This is a genomic window from Caulobacter sp. Root1455 (genome assembly GCF_001426905.1).
Taxonomy (GTDB): domain Bacteria; phylum Pseudomonadota; class Alphaproteobacteria; order Caulobacterales; family Caulobacteraceae; genus Caulobacter.
Genome location: NZ_LMFQ01000003.1, coordinates 72,594 through 86,591, shown reverse-complemented (window position 1 = coordinate 86,591; position 13,998 = coordinate 72,594). Strand labels below are relative to the sequence as shown.

The window sequence follows — 13,998 nt, the reverse complement described above, 5'->3', positions numbered from 1 at the left end:
CGCCAGGTGGGGGCAAGTGGAGGATCACTCCTCGATCGGAACGCCGTAGAGCTCCAGCCGGTGATCCACCAGCTTGTAGCCCAGCTTGCGGGCGATGGCGTTCTGCAGGGCCTCGATCTCCTCGTCCACGAACTCGACGACCTTGCCGGTCTTCATGTCGATCAGGTGGTCGTGGTGATGGTCGGGGGTCTCTTCGTAGCGCGAGCGACCGTCGCGGAAGTCGTGCCGCTCGATGATGCCGCTCTCCTCGAACAGGCGAACCGTCCGATAGACCGTGGCGATCGAGATGTGCGGGTCCACGGCGTGGGCGCGGCGGTGCAGCTCCTCGACGTCCGGGTGGTCGGTGGCCGCCGACAGCACGCGGGCGATGACCCGACGCTGGTCGGTCATGCGCATGCCCTTTTCGATGCAGAGCTTTTCGAGGCGGTCCACGGCGGCGTCTCCGGAAAGATGAATCCAAGCGAGATTCGCGGGCAAGATAGGGGCTTGGGCGCTAGCTGTTAAGCGTCCGACGCATCACCACCGCGTCCTTGGCCCCATCGGGATGGGGATAATAGCCCTTTCTCAGGCCGACGCGTCCGAAACCGGCGGCCTCGTAGAGCTTGATCGCCGCGACATTGTCGGCCGCGACCTCCAGGAACATCTCCAAGGCGCCGGCCTCCCGGGCGATCCCGGCCGCCATCTCGACCAGGGCCGCGCCCCAGCCACGGCGACGGGCGGCCGGATCGACGGCCACGGTCAGGATCTCGGCCTCGCCGGCGACGGCGCGGCACAGGATGAAGCCCTTGGCGTCTTCCGGATCCCCCGCCTCGCCCAGCACCGCGAAGGCGCCGGGGCCCTTGAGCAGGGTCTCGAGCTCTTCCGCCGACCAGGGCCGGTCGAAGGCCCGGTCGTGCAGGTCGGCCAGGGTGAAGCAGGCTTCCAGCCCGACGGGACGCAGGATCATGCGGCGGGCGCCACGGCGTAGGGGGCGCGCAGATAGAGCGGCCGGGGCGAATGGGTGGGGGCCGGTTTGGCGGCGGCCAGGCGGGCGACGGCGACCGGATCGGCGTAGGCCGGGGTCAGCACGGCCGCATGGGGCAGGACGTCGGCGATCAAGGGCGCCCCCGAGCCGACCAGCGTGGCCGAGCCGCCCGAATAGAGCTCGGCCAGGCGCGCGGCGGCGACCCCGACCTCCAGGGCGTCCGGAGCCATCAGCGCCTTTCCGCCGTCGAAGACCTGCAGATAGACCTGGCCCATCTTGGCGTCGAGCACCCCGGCGACCAGGCCGGCCGCGTCGGTCGAAGCGGCCAGGGCCTCCAGCGTGTTGACCCCGACGCAGGGGATCGACAGGGCCGTGGCCAGGCCCTTGGCGAACGAAAGCCCCACGCGCAGGCCGGTGAATGAGCCCGGACCGACGGTGACGGCGATGCGGGTCAGGTCGGTGAACTTTACCCCGGCCTCGGCCATGACCTCGCGGGCCAGGACGGCGATGCGCTCCTGGTGGCCGCGGGTCATCGGCTCGCTGCGGGCGGCGCGGACGACGTCGCCGTCCAGCACCGCGACCGAGCTGGCGGCCAGGCAGGTGTCTATCGCCAAAATCAAGGAAGAGGGGATCATTGGACCGGCGCCCCGCCGCGCCACAGGAACTCGCGCAGGACCGCCTTGTCGCGCAGCACCGCCTCGGGCGGCATCGCGTCCTGGGTCCAGCCGGGGACGGCGAACACGTAGCGCAGCACCGGCTCGCCGGGCTGGGTGCAGATCACTGCGTGAGCGTCGCGGTCCTTGCCCATCCAGCAGCGCGGATAGTCCATGTCGGCGTCGGCCCATTTCATGCCCAAGGCCTCGCCGCGCGGGCCCTCCGGCGTTCCGCCGCTGATCCGGATGTCGCCGACGGTACGCGCGCCGGGATTGCCCTGGATCTCGATCACGCCGCCGCCCTGTTCGACGGTGATGATCGGCGTCGGCTCGCCCGCGCCCTGGTGCAGGAAAGCGGTCTTCACCACCGCTTTGGGGAACCGGGGCTGGATCGCCTCGAGCGAAAACCCGGTCTGGGCCATGACCGGACCGACCGAGAACTCGTCCAGGGCCAACGGACCGCCTTCATAGGGCGTGAAGCGGTCGACGGCGCCCGACGCGTCCTGGCGGGTCACCACGGCGGGGGCCGGCGCGGCGGGCGCGGCGTTTTTGGAAGCCGCGGGCTTGTCGGCCGGACCGCAGGCGGCCAGGGCCAGCAGCGGCGCGGCGAGGAGGAGGCGTCGGACCATCGGATCAGGCCGCGCCGACGGCGGCTTTCTCGGCCGGCCGCCAGACGAATTCGTTCAGCTGGCCCTTGGCCTTCAGCACCTCGACCGGCGGCAGGCCGCCCCTCGTCCAGCCCGGCACGCCGAACACATAGGACACGGTCGGGGCCTCGGGACGCACGCAGACGGTCTGGTTGACCGTGCGGCCCTCGCCGGCCCGGCACTGGGCGATGTCGAAGCCGAGGTCGGCCCACTTTCCGAGCAGGGCTTCGCCCTTGGGGCCCTGGGCCGGCCCGCCGGCCAGGCGGATCTCGCCGATGCCGCCCTCGGCGCCCTTGCCGATCTCCAGCAGCGGGACGTTGTCCTGGTCGACGGTGAGGATCGGGCCGGGCGGGCCCTCGCCGGTGTGGATGAAGGCGCTCTTGACCACCGCCTTGGGGAACAGGGCCTTGATCGTCGCCGCGTCGAAGGCCGTCTCGCCGGTGATCGGGCCCACCCCGTCGGCGCGCACCCGCAGCGGCCCGCCGACATAGGGCGTGACCGCGATCGTGACCGGTCCGGATTTCGGCGTTTCGACGGCCGGCGGCGCGGCGGTGTCGGCTTGCTTGGCGGGGCCGCAGGCGGCGAGCAGCAGCAGCGGGGCGGCGATCAGGACGAGGCGCGGGGTCATGGGGCGCCTTTTAGCGCCACCTCCCCCGCTTCGCGGGTGAGGAGGAAACGGATCAGCCTCTCCTCCCCCGTGCAACGGGGGAGGTGGCGGGCGAAGCCCGACGGAGGGGGCGTCGCGGTCGATCAGACGATCCGCGCGGCTTCCTCGAAGTCCAGGCGCGGATTGCGCGGGAACAGGTTCTCCTCGGTGCCGTAGCCGATCGAGACGATGAAGTTGGACTTGATGTTGGTGCCGGCGAAGAATTCCTTGTCGACGGCGGCGTTGTCGAAGCCCGACATCGGACCGGCGTCCAGGCCCAGGGCCCGCACGGCCATGATGAAATAGCCGCCCTGCAGCGAGCTGTTGCGCAGCGCGCCCCACTCCTTGGCCACGGCGTCGCCGAACCAGTGCTTGGCGCCCGGGGCGTTGGGGAACAGGCGGTCCAGGGTCTCGGGGAAGTCCAGGTCGTAGCCGACGATCACCGTCACCGGGGCCTGCAGGATCTTCGGGCCGTTCGAGCCCGACGACAGGGCCGCCAGCCGGGCCTTGGCCTCGGGGCTTTGCACGAACACGAACCGGGCCGGCGTGGTGTTGGCCGCGGTCGGGCCGAACTTCACCAGGTCGTAGAGCTCGCGCAGAACCGCTTCCGGGATGGGCTGGTCGCTCCAGCCGTTGCGGGTGCGGGCCTTCGTGAACAGTTGGTCGAGAGTCGTGTCGGCGAGCTTGGCCATCAGCGATCCTTGTAAGCGATATAATTGCAACTTATACAGTTACGATAAGGACGCTCAGCGGCGCTGGCAAGGCGCCTGAGGCGCATTCCCTCGCGCTCGCGCGCACGATGAAGGCGCCCTAGAGCGTCTGCTCGACCCGGGTCACTTCCGGCACATAGTGCTTGAGCATGTTCTCGACGCCCGCCTTCAGCGTGGCCGACGAGGAGGGGCAGCCCGAGCAGGCGCCGCGCATGTGCAGCCAGACCACGCCGGTGGCCGGCTCGAACTTGGAGAACACGATGTCGCCGCCGTCCTGGGCCACGGCCGGGCGGATGCGGGTGTCGAGCAGGTCCTTGATCTCGGCGACGATCTGCGAGGTTTCCTCGTCGTAGACGCCGTCCTCGTCGTGGCCGCTCTCGATCTGGTCCAGCAGCAAGGGGCGGCCGCTGGTGAAGTGGTCCATGATGGCGGCCAGGATCGGCGCCTTCAGGTGCGGCCATTCGGCGCCCTCGGCCTTGGTCACCGTCAAGAAGTCCGGGCCGAAGAACACGCGGTTGACGTCGCCCAGGCGGAACAGGGCCTCGGCCAGCGGCGAGGCGTCGCCCTCCTCGGCCGTCTTGAACTCCCGCGCGCCTTCCCCCAGCACTTCGCGGCCGGGCAGGAACTTCAGGACCTCGGGATTGGGCGTGGTTTCGGTCTGGATGAACATGCCGGAGAAATGGACCCGGGAAGCCGCCAGGACAAGTGCCAGGCTGCCGCTTGCGTCATCGTGACAAACGAACCGCGTTATGTCTCCATGATCAAAACAAACGTTTCACACCCAAGTTTTCAGGGGAGGTCGCCATGAGCGACGGAGCCATCGATCTTTCCGGCGACGCCCAGAAGGAGGCCGCGCGGGCCAAGGCCTACGCCATGCCGCTGGAGCAGATCGACGTCGCCGATCCCGCCCTGTTCCAGGCCGACGCCCACTGGCCCTATTTCGAGCGGCTGCGGGCCGAGGACCCGGTGCACTACTGCGCCGACAGCGAGCACGGGCCCTATTGGTCGGTCACCCGCTACAACGACATCATGACCGTCGACACCACCCACCAGGTGTTCTCGTCGGACTCGAGCTTCGGCGGCATCACGATCCGCAACTTCGACGAGGACTTCGTCCTGCCGATGTTCATCGCCATGGATCCGCCCAAGCACGACATCCAGCGCAAGACCGTCAGCCCGATCGTCTCGCCGGTGAACCTGGCGATGCTGGAGGGCACGATCCGCGAACGGGTCGGGGGCATCCTCGACGGCCTGCCGATCGGCGAGACCTTCGACTGGGTGGACAAGGTGTCGATCGAGCTGACCACCCAGATGCTGGCCACCCTGTTCGACTTCCCCTGGGAGGAGCGCCGCAAGCTGACCCGCTGGTCCGACGTCTCGACCGCCGTGCCGGGCGCCGGCGTCGTCGACACCGAGGAGCAGCGCCGGGCCGAGCTGATGGAGTGCCTGGCCTATTTCACCGAGCTGTGGAACCAGCGCGTCAACTCGACCGAGCCCGGCAACGACCTGATCTCGATGCTGGCCCACGGCGAGGCGACGCGGAACATGCCGCCGATGGAGTATCTGGGGAACATCATCCTGCTGATCGTCGGGGGCAATGACACGACCCGCAACTCGATCACCGGCGGCCTGCTGGCCCTCTCCCAGAACCCCGACCAGGAAGCCAAGCTGCGGGCCGACCCGTCGCTGATCCCCAACATGGTCTCGGAGATCATCCGCTGGCAGACCCCGCTGGCCTATATGCGCCGCACGGCCATCGAGGACTTCGAGCTGTCGGGCAAGACCATCCGGAAGGGCGACAAGGTGGTGATGTGGTACGTCTCGGGCAACCGCGACGACACGGTCATCGACAACCCCAACGCCTTCCTGATCGACCGTCCCAACGCCCGCCGCCACCTGTCGTTCGGCTTCGGCATCCACCGCTGCGTCGGCAACCGCCTGGCCGAGCTGCAGCTGAAGATCATCTGGGAGGAGATCCTCAAGCGCTTCCCGAAGATCGAGGTGATGGGCGAGCCCAAGCGCGTCTATTCCAGCTTCGTGAAGGGCTATGAGAGCCTGCCGGTGCGGATTCCGTCGCGGCTCTAAACACCTTCTCCCGGAGGGGAGAAGGAGGGGCCCGCGCCGTCCGGCGTGGGAGGATGAGGGGTGACGCCGCCAGCCGGCGTGCCGGCACGCCGTCGAACGTCCCTAACCCCTCACCCTCCCACCGCTACGCGGCGGGCCCCTCCCTCTCCCTTTGGGAGAGGGTTCAAGGCTAAGCCCCCCAGAACCCGACCAGCTTCTTCACCTCGGCCACCGTCGGGGCGGCGACGTCGGACGCCCGTTCCGCGCCGGCCTTCAGGATGCGGTCGATCTCGGTCGGGTCGGCCAAGAACCGGCGCATCGTCTCGCCGACCGGGGCCAGCTTTTCGACCGCCAGGTCGGCCAGGGCCGGCTTGAAGGTCCCAAAGCCCTTGCCGGCGTACTCGGCCAGCACCTCGGCCTTGGTCCGGCCCGACAGCGCCGCGAAGATGCCGACCAGGTTGTCGGCTTCGGGGCGGGCGGTCAGTTCCTCCAGGGTCTCGGGCAGAGGCTCCGGGTCGGTGCGGGCCTTGCGGACCTTGGCGGCGATGTCGTCGGCCGTGTCGGTCAGGTTGATGCGGCTGTAGTCCGACGGATCGGACTTGCTCATCTTGGCCGAGCCGTCGCGCAGGGACATGATCCGCGCCCCAGGACCCTGGATCAGCGGCTCGGGCTGCGGGAAGAAGGCGGGAACCCCGAAGTCGTGGTTGAACTTGCCGGCGATGTCGCGGGTCAGTTCCAAGTGCTGCTTCTGGTCCTCGCCGACCGGCACGTGGGTGGCCTTGTAGACCAGGATGTCGGCGGCCTGCAGCACCGGATAGGTGTAGAGGCCGACGCTGGAGCGCTCCTTGTGCTTGCCGCTCTTCTCCTTGAACTGGGTCATGCGGTCCAGCCAGCCCAGGCGGGCCACGCACTGGAAGATCCAGGCCAGTTCGGAATGCTCGCGCACCGCCGACTGCGGGAAGATCGTCGCCTTCGTCGGATCCAGGCCGGCGGCCAGGTAGGCGGCGGCGATCTCGCGGGTCTGCTGGGCCAGGGCGGCCGGGTCCTGCCAGACGGTGATGGCGTGCAGGTCGGCCACGAAGATGAAGGTGTCCATCTCGTGCTGCAGCTTAGCGAACTTCACCAGGGCGCCGAGATAGTTGCCCAGGTGCAGGGCGCCGGACGGCTGGACGCCGGAGAGCACGCGGGTCGGGCCCGTGTAGGCGACAGGGGTGTGGTCGGTCATGGCTTCAGCCTTGGTACTTGAAAGCGGTATGGCGAACGCGCAACTGCGCGGTCCGCGCCGGAAGCGCGGCGGAACGGATCAGAAGAAGCGGCGCCATCGCGGCGCGGAAGAACCGATCGAAGCCATGGCTGTTCGTTACCGGGCCGGGGCTGAGAGGGCAAGGCGCCAGGTTCCGTGGATAGTCGCGTTCTTGGTCCGAAAACCTCGTCCTTCGACAAGCTCAGGATGAGGTTTCCTACTGCGCCGGCGCTGAAAATAGCCCTCATCCTGAGCTTGTCGAAGGACGAGGGCGGCTCTGCGGCGGCAAATGCCAGGCCCCCTACCCCCTGCCCCGCTTGAGCACGCCCTTCAGCTCGGCCGGCGTCACCCCGCCGAACAGGAAGACCAGCGGCGGATACAGCGCCCCGCCGACCAGCACGGTCAGCAGCAGGGCCGCTTCCTTGGCCCCCAGGGTGTGGCCGCGCAGGCCCAGCTCGCGCAGCGGCGCCTCGATCAGCGTCCGCCAGTGCGAGGCCGCCGCCAGGGCGCCGCCCATGGCCACGCTGGCCGCCAGGATCCGCGCCACCCGCGACCAGGTGGCCAGGGACGGGCTGTAGTGGTTCTTGCGCGACAGGCCGAAGGCCATCTGGCCGACATTGATCCACGAGGCGACGGCGGTGGCGGCGGCGATGCCCTTCACCCCGACCAGGTTGAACAGCAGAATGCCCAGGCCGATGTTCATCGCCACCGAGATCAGGGCGAAGCGCATCGGGCTCCTGGTGTCGCCCCGCGCGAAGAAGGCCCGCGAATACAGCTGCTGCAGCACGAAGGCGGGCGTGCCCAGCCCGTAGAAGAACAGGGCCGAGGCCGTCTGGCTGGCGTCGAAGGTGGTGAACTGGCCCCGGGTGTAGAGGGCGTCCGACAGGAAGCCCGGCATCGAGACCAGGGCCGCGGCGGCGGGGATGGTCAGGGCCATGGCCAGGGTGATGGCCTGGTCCATGGCGGTCTGGGCGTCGTGGCCGTCGCCGGTGTTGACCGCCCGCGACAGGCGCGGCAGCAGGGCCACCCCGATCGCCACGCCCACCAGGCCCAGCGGCAGCTGGTACAGGCGGTCGGCCGTGGCCAGCCAGGTGCGGCCGCCGGGCACGTTGCTGGCCAGGTTGCCGGAGATGAAGATGTTGACCTGGGTGGCGCTGGCCGCCAGGGCCCCGGGGATGGCCTTGCCGATCAGGGCCTTCACCTCGGGCGTCAGGCGCGGCAGCCGCCAGTGGACCTTGGCCCCGGACTTGTTGACCCCCCAGGTCAGCAGGGCCGCCTGGGCGACGCCGGCCACGATCACCCCCACCGAACCCCAGGTCGCGGCCGAGACGGCGGTGGTCTGGGGCAGGATGAAGACCAGGGTGGCGATGTTCAGCAGGATCGGCGCCCCGGCCGACAGCACGAAGCGGTCGCGGGCGTTCAGCACCCCCGACAGGTGGGCGACGATGGCCATGCACGGCAGGTAGGGCATGGTGATCTGGGTCAGCAGCACCGCCAGCTTGTACTTCTCGGTGCCCCAGCCAAAACCCGGGCTGATCAGCATCATCAGCCAGGGCATGGCCAGCTGGCAGATCACGGTGATGATGATCGTCGAGGCCGCCAGGGTGGCCATGGCGTCGGCGGCCAGGATGTCGGCCGTCTCCTCGCCGTCGGTCTGCAGCGACTTGGCGTAGGCCGGCACGAAGGCCGCGGCGAAGGCGCCCTCGGCGAAGAACCGGCGAAACAGGTTCGGGAAGGCCAGGGCCGCGTTGTAGGCGTCGGCGGCCGGGGTGGCGCTGGCCCCCATCCGGTACGAGACCGCCAGGTCGCGCGCGAAGCCCATGAACCGGCTGACCAGGGTCAGGCTGGAATAGATCATCGACGACTTGAGCAGCCCGCCGGCCTTCTTGGCGGGGGCCGGGTCGGTCGGAGCTTGTTCGGGGGGCGCGATGTCGGTCACGCATGGCTTCTGGGGGCTGGGCGAGAGGCCGTCAAGCGAGGGTTTGGGGATTTCCGGAGGGTTTCCAGTGCACCGCCTCCTTGCCCCCTACGGACCGCTTCGCGGTCGTCTTCCCCCACAGGGGGAAGAGGGACTGTGCGCGCGCCCTCCGCCCCCTGTGGGGGCGGACAGACCGCGAAGCGGTCAGGTGGGGGCAAGTGTTCGCCGACGCGACGTCGCCGGACCTCCCGCCGGCGCCCTGGCGCGCCGCCCACGGCGCCGCTAGGCTTGACCTTCCCGAACCCTGGAACCGGACTTCCATGCCCATGGCGAACAGGATCTTCGGTCGCGGCCAGATGCTCGGCGCGGCGTTCGTCGTGCTGCTGGGGCTGGCGGCCTTCGCTCACATCTATGTCACGCAGAGACAGGGCGACGACGCGGAGGCGGCGGCCTGGAGTCTCGACGGACCGCCCTGCCCGACCGTCGACGCGGCGACCTACGTGGCCGCTCCCGGCGTGGCCAAGGTCACCACCTTCGAGGACGCCAGCTTCGAATACCGGGTCGGCCACATGATGTGCGTCCATCGGCCCGACGCGAAAGGCTGGGGCGAGCATCCGGTCTGCCAGTTCACCGGACCGGTCCTGCTGGCCGTCAAGACGCCCGGAACCCAGGCCTATTTCGCGCCGCCCTTGATGAGCGCCGTCCGGGTGGGGGTGGTGGACGGCAAGGCCCGCTGCGTGCTGATCCCGCCGTTCCGGATGAGCGATCGGCGGTAGGGGGACGAAGCTCACCGGCAGGGTTTCGCGCCTCACGCGGAAACCCGCTGAGCTGATGGGGAGGGTGCGAAGCGCCCGGGCCTCGCCCGGAGGATTTGCAATTATGTGTACCGTTTCGACGAAGTTCAGACGCTTCGCGCGGCCGTTATCCGGAAGCCTTCGGATCGCGGATTCTTAACCCGCCCGGATGGAGGCCCCCGACGGGCAGGACGTTGGCGCGTCCTGGACCGCCTGGGCGATTTCAGCCCAGGCCTGCCGCGTCCGTCGATCCCTCGCCGCCTGGGCTTCGTCCTGTGTTGCAAGGAACCTGCCCAGGACCGTCGCGAAGGCTGTCACTGAAGACCACCGACAAGCGCTTCCCGTTCGACCACTCCCGAAAGCCGCATCGGTCGCGGTACGTGCGCCCTCCCCATGCCTTCAGGTGGGATCAGTATGGGGGTGGTTTGGAAGGGTGAGGACCAAATCGGGTCGAGAAAGTTCAGGGCGTTGAAATCACTGGACTTCGTTCGCTATCCGCTGAGCGCAAACCCTTCCCTCCCCCCTGCGGGGAGGGTGGCCCTGGCAGCGCCAGGGTCGGGTGGGGGGCTGCTGAGTCAGCAGCACAAGCCCCGCGTCCAACACCCTGCACCGATCCCCCACCCGTCGGCTTCGCCGCCACCCTCCCCGCAAGGGGGAGGGACTGGGCGTTTGCCGGAAACACTCCTGACGTCATCCGCCAGCGGCGAGGCCGCGCCTTGAAACCTTGATGGCGAGCCTGCTCTGGCGTCTGGCCGTGTCAAGGACCGGCCTCCGGCCGGCCTCGTCGCGGCGGCGCGACGCGCCGTCCTTGACACGGCCAGACGCCAGAGCTCCGATCCACCAAGGCTTTAAGGCGTGGCCCCATCCGGGGCGGATGGGGAGCTACTCAGAACCACATGGATGAGGTCAAGCAGGAATGGAAGGACGAGCTTGAAGCAATCGCTCTGCATCGCGGCTGGATTGTAAACAGCTATGCACAGGTCGAATTTCTTCTCGGGCATCTAACAGTCGCCGCACAGCGGGTGCCCGAATACCGCAAGGAGGGTTGGCGAATTCAACGCAACTTAGAACGCCGAGCAAGCGAAGTCCGCGATATGTTGAAGCATGGCCCCTTCAATCCCTATGCATCCAAGATCGGCCCTCTCATCGAAGAGTTTTGTGATCCGGCACTGGCAGCCACCCGCCATCTGTTGGTCCACGGATTTTGCGAGTTCCACTTCACCCTCGCGGGCGACATGGCAGTTCAATTTCGGCGCTTTGTTCCTGGGACCAAGACCACCCCAGACAAGATCGAAAAGCGCTATTTCCGACGGTCCGAACTCGCAGCCGAACGCGAACGCCTAGTTCAATCCGCTCAGGCGTTTGTCGATGCGGTCAGCGCCTTGTGCCTCGATCTCGGGTTTGGCGACCAAATGGATCCGAGCACTTAGCCTAGAGCCGACGGAGGCCCGCCCCAACTACCGCGCCACGCTCGCCCGCGCCCGCTTGAGCCCCGGCCGCGTGTTCGGCGCCCCGGCCTCGTTCTGCTCCAGCGCCGCCAGCAGGTCGGCCTTCAACGCCGTGACCTTCTTGGCGTCGGCCACCTTCCCGCCCTCGGACGTCTGGACGTAGAAGGCGTCGACCGCCCGCTCGCCGTAGCCGTCGATGTGGGCCGACTGGATGGACAGGCCGTTGTCGGCCAGGGTGCGGGCCAGGGCCTGCAGCAGGCCCGGACGGTCGCGGCCCGAGGCCTCGACCACGGTGGCCTCGTTGGACGCCTCGTTGTCGATGACCACGGTCGGGGCGATCGAAAAGGCCGCCGTGCGCGACGGCTCGCCGCCGCGGCGCGGCTCCAGGGTCAGGGGCTCGCCGCGGCCGGCCGCCTCCAGGGCGTCGGCCAGGCGGCGCAGGGCGCGGGGGTTCTCGCAGCCCAGGGCCGCGCCGGTCACGTCCTGCACATGGAACACGTCCAGGGCCTGGCCCTGGCGCGAGGTGAAGACCCGGGCCCCCACGACGTTGCCGCCCAGCGAGGAGATGGCCAGGGCCAGATCCGCGAACAGGCCGCGACGGTCCTTGGCGGCGATGACGATCTCGGCGGCGTTGGCGCCGACCGGCACCCGGCCCTCGGCGGCCGCCCCGCCCTGGATCGCCGCGCGGCGGGCCAGCTCGGCGTGGGCCTTCAGGTCGTCCTGCGAGAAGGCCCCGAAATAGGCGGCCTCCATCGCCTGGGCCCAGCCCTTGGCGGCGGGGTCGGCCGCGACCAGGGCTTCGCGCGCGGCCTCGGCGGCGGCTTCCTGGTGGCGCTGGACGCTGGCGGCGGCGTCGCTGCCGCGCCCGCCCCGGAACACCGCCTCGGTGGCGTTGTAGAGCTCGCGCAGCAGCTGGCCCTTCCAGCCGTTCCAGACGCCGGGGCCGACGGCCCGGATGTCGGCCACGGTGATCACCAGCAGCAGGCGCAGGCGCTCGGGGTTCTCGACGATGCGGGCGAAGGCGGCCACCGTGCCCGGATCGGCCACGTCGCGCTTCTGGGCGAAGTCGCTCATCACCAGATGGTTCTCGACCAGCCAGGCGACCAGCTCGACCTTGACGCGGTCGACGCCCAGCCGCTCGCAGGCGCTGCGGGCGCTGCGGGCCCCGGCCTTCTCCTGGCCGCCGACCCCGCCCTTGCCGGTGTCGTGCAGCAGCATGGCCAGGAACAGGGCCTCGCGGTCCTCGATCAGCGGCATGATGGAGACCGCCAGCGGGTGGTCCTCGACCAGCCGGCCGGCGGCCATGTCGCCGATGACGCCCACGGCCCGCAGGGTGTGCTCGTCCACCGTGTAGGAGTGGTACATGTTGAACTGCATCTGGGCGACGACGCGCCCGAACTCGGGGATGAAGCGGCCCAGCACCCCGGCGTCGTTCATCAGGGTCAGGGTGCGGTAGCTGCGCTTGCCGTAGGCCAGCAGCTGCAGAAACGCCTCGGTCGCCCGCGGGTCGCGGCGGACCTTCGAGGTGATCAGGTTCAGGGTGCGGGTCACCGTGGTGAAGGCGTCGGGATGCAGGTCGAGATCCCGCTCGTCGGCGGTCTTGAACAGGCGGATCAGGTTGACCGGGTCGCGCTCGAACACGTCCGGGCCATCGATGTTCAGCCGGCCGCCGTCCTCGTAGAACCCGGCCACGTCCAGGGCCTTGCGCTTGGGCCGGCCGCCGCCGGGCAGGAAGCGCGAGATGCCCTTGGGCTCGTGCTTGAAGTGCTCGGCCTCCAGCTTGGCCGAGAAGGCGCGGGTCAGGGCCCCGACCTCCTTGGCCACCAGGAAGTAGCGGCGCATGAAGCGCTCGACGGCCGGAGCGTCGCCGCGGTCGCCATAGCCCATGCGACGGGCGATCTCGGGCTGCAGGTCGAAGGTCAGGCGCTCCTCGGGGCGGCCGGTGGCGAAGTGCAGGTGGGCGCGCACGGCGTGCAGGAAATCGAAGGCCCGGATGAAACCCTTGGCCTCGCGGCGGTCGAACACTTCCAGCAGGAAGACGTCCTCGGGCCGATCGACCGGGTGCAGATATTCGGCGATCCACATCAGGGTGTGCAGGTCGCGCAGGCCGCCCTTGCCCTCCTTGACGTTGGGCTCGACCATGTAGCGGCTGGCCCCGGCCCGGGCCTGGCGGTCGTCGCGCTCCTTGAGCTTGGCGGCGACGAAGGCCGCGCCGGTGCCCTTCATGACGTCGTCGCGGAACCGCTTCTTCAGCTCCTCGCCCAGGCGCTCGTCGCCGGTCAGGCGGCGGGCCTCCAGGATCGAGGTGCGGATCGTGTAGTCTTCCTTGGAGAGCCGCACGCACTCCTCGATGGTCCGCGAGGCGTGGCCGACCTTGAAGCCCAGGTCCCACAGCGCATACAGCATGAACTCGATCACGCTCTCGGCGTGCGGCGTCTGCTTGTAGGGCCGCAGGAACAGCAGATCGATGTCCGAGAACGGCGCCAGGGTGCGCCGGCCGTAGCCGCCGACGGCCAGCAGGCACAGGCGCTCGCCCTCGGTCGGGTTGCGGGCCCGGAACACGTGGACGGTGGTGAAGTCGTAGAGGGCGGTGATCACCTCGTCGGTGACCCCGCTGAGCAGCCGCGCCGTCTCCAGGCCGCCGGCCCCGTTCTCGAGCCGCTCCTTGGCGATCATCCGGCCGCGAAACAGCGCCTGCTTCAGGATCTCGATGGCGCGGGCGCGCTGGCCGGCCTCGTCGCCGATCAGGTCGAGGGCGGCGGCCGACAGGCGCGCCCGCAGGGCGTGGCCGTCGACGACGTGTTCCAGGGGCGTGGGGCGAAGGCGACGGGGCATGGCGATTATATGGTGTTCCCAGGGCGCGTTCGCTGGAAGCCCGACCGGCCGCGGCGAAACATCACGCTTCCACTAT

Annotated in this window: 13 protein-coding genes and 1 pseudogene; 4 read left to right on the top strand and 10 right to left on the bottom strand. The window is 69.2% G+C overall.

Annotated elements, in window-relative coordinates; all coding sequences use genetic code 11:
- Positions 1 to 24 precede the first annotated feature (24 nt).
- From ASD21_RS03805 to ASD21_RS03775, 7 genes are all read right to left on the bottom strand, one after another.
- On the bottom strand, positions 25 to 432 hold the full coding sequence (locus ASD21_RS03805; protein ID WP_056437023.1) for a Fur family transcriptional regulator: 408 nt from the start codon (positions 430 to 432) through the stop codon (positions 25 to 27).
- Positions 433 to 493: 61 nt separating this feature from the next.
- Entirely contained in the window at positions 494 to 946 is a 453-nt protein-coding gene (locus ASD21_RS03800; RefSeq protein ID WP_056437020.1) for a GNAT family N-acetyltransferase, read from the bottom strand.
- Positions 943 to 1,584 carry a tRNA (adenosine(37)-N6)-threonylcarbamoyltransferase complex dimerization subunit type 1 TsaB gene (tsaB, locus tag ASD21_RS03795; RefSeq protein WP_056437124.1) on the bottom strand — a complete coding sequence of 214 codons (642 nt, stop codon included), beginning with the start codon at positions 1,582 to 1,584 and terminating at the stop codon, positions 943 to 945. The genes ASD21_RS03800 and tsaB overlap by 4 nt, the downstream gene beginning before the upstream one ends.
- An 11-nt stretch (positions 1,585 to 1,595) precedes the next feature.
- Positions 1,596 to 2,246: a hypothetical protein gene (locus ASD21_RS03790; RefSeq protein ID WP_056437016.1), complete on the bottom strand. Its 651-nt coding sequence runs from the start codon at positions 2,244 to 2,246 to the stop codon at positions 1,596 to 1,598.
- Between the two features lie 4 nt (positions 2,247 to 2,250).
- Positions 2,251 to 2,892 carry a DUF1131 family protein gene (locus tag ASD21_RS03785; protein WP_056437014.1) on the bottom strand — a complete coding sequence of 214 codons (642 nt, stop codon included), beginning with the start codon at positions 2,890 to 2,892 and terminating at the stop codon, positions 2,251 to 2,253.
- 122 nt (positions 2,893 to 3,014) lie between these two features.
- A complete protein-coding gene (locus ASD21_RS03780; RefSeq protein ID WP_056437010.1) occupies positions 3,015 to 3,602 on the bottom strand; it encodes a malonic semialdehyde reductase in 588 nt (195 codons plus the stop codon).
- Between the two features lie 118 nt (positions 3,603 to 3,720).
- Positions 3,721 to 4,290 (bottom strand): NifU family protein, encoded by a 570-nt coding sequence (locus ASD21_RS03775; protein ID WP_056437008.1) that lies wholly within the window; start codon positions 4,288 to 4,290, stop codon positions 3,721 to 3,723.
- A 134-nt stretch (positions 4,291 to 4,424) separates the two neighbouring features.
- Here ASD21_RS03775 and ASD21_RS03770 point away from each other — a divergent pair, with 134 nt between their 5' ends.
- Together ASD21_RS03770 and ASD21_RS24575 are read left to right on the top strand one after the other, a co-directional pair.
- Positions 4,425 to 5,705 carry a cytochrome P450 gene (locus ASD21_RS03770; RefSeq protein ID WP_056437005.1) on the top strand — a complete coding sequence of 427 codons (1,281 nt, stop codon included), beginning with the start codon at positions 4,425 to 4,427 and terminating at the stop codon, positions 5,703 to 5,705.
- Positions 5,706 to 5,761: 56 nt separating this feature from the next.
- Positions 5,762 to 5,870, top strand: a pseudogene (locus ASD21_RS24575) (hypothetical protein); the annotation flags it as partial.
- Between the two features lie 4 nt (positions 5,871 to 5,874).
- Here the strand turns inward: ASD21_RS24575 and trpS are convergent.
- Positions 5,875 to 6,909: a tryptophan--tRNA ligase gene (trpS, locus tag ASD21_RS03765; protein ID WP_056437004.1), complete on the bottom strand. Its 1,035-nt coding sequence runs from the start codon at positions 6,907 to 6,909 to the stop codon at positions 5,875 to 5,877.
- A 319-nt stretch (positions 6,910 to 7,228) separates the two neighbouring features.
- Positions 7,229 to 8,866, bottom strand: a complete 1,638-nt coding sequence (gene murJ, locus ASD21_RS03760; protein ID WP_056437001.1) for a murein biosynthesis integral membrane protein MurJ — start codon at positions 8,864 to 8,866, stop codon at positions 7,229 to 7,231.
- Positions 8,867 to 9,165: 299 nt separating this feature from the next.
- Between murJ and ASD21_RS03755 the strand changes: the two genes are divergently transcribed.
- On the top strand, positions 9,166 to 9,621 hold the full coding sequence (locus ASD21_RS03755; protein WP_056437000.1) for a hypothetical protein: 456 nt from the start codon (positions 9,166 to 9,168) through the stop codon (positions 9,619 to 9,621).
- A gap of 914 nt (positions 9,622 to 10,535) precedes the next feature.
- Positions 10,536 to 11,069, top strand: coding sequence for a hypothetical protein (locus ASD21_RS23790; RefSeq protein ID WP_156390513.1), 534 nt, complete (start codon positions 10,536 to 10,538; stop codon positions 11,067 to 11,069).
- A gap of 27 nt (positions 11,070 to 11,096) precedes the next feature.
- Here the strand turns inward: ASD21_RS23790 and ASD21_RS03745 are convergent, their stop codons facing one another.
- Positions 11,097 to 13,922 carry a [protein-PII] uridylyltransferase gene (locus ASD21_RS03745; protein WP_056436994.1) on the bottom strand — a complete coding sequence of 942 codons (2,826 nt, stop codon included), beginning with the start codon at positions 13,920 to 13,922 and terminating at the stop codon, positions 11,097 to 11,099.
- Between the last annotated feature and the right edge of the window lie 76 nt (positions 13,923 to 13,998).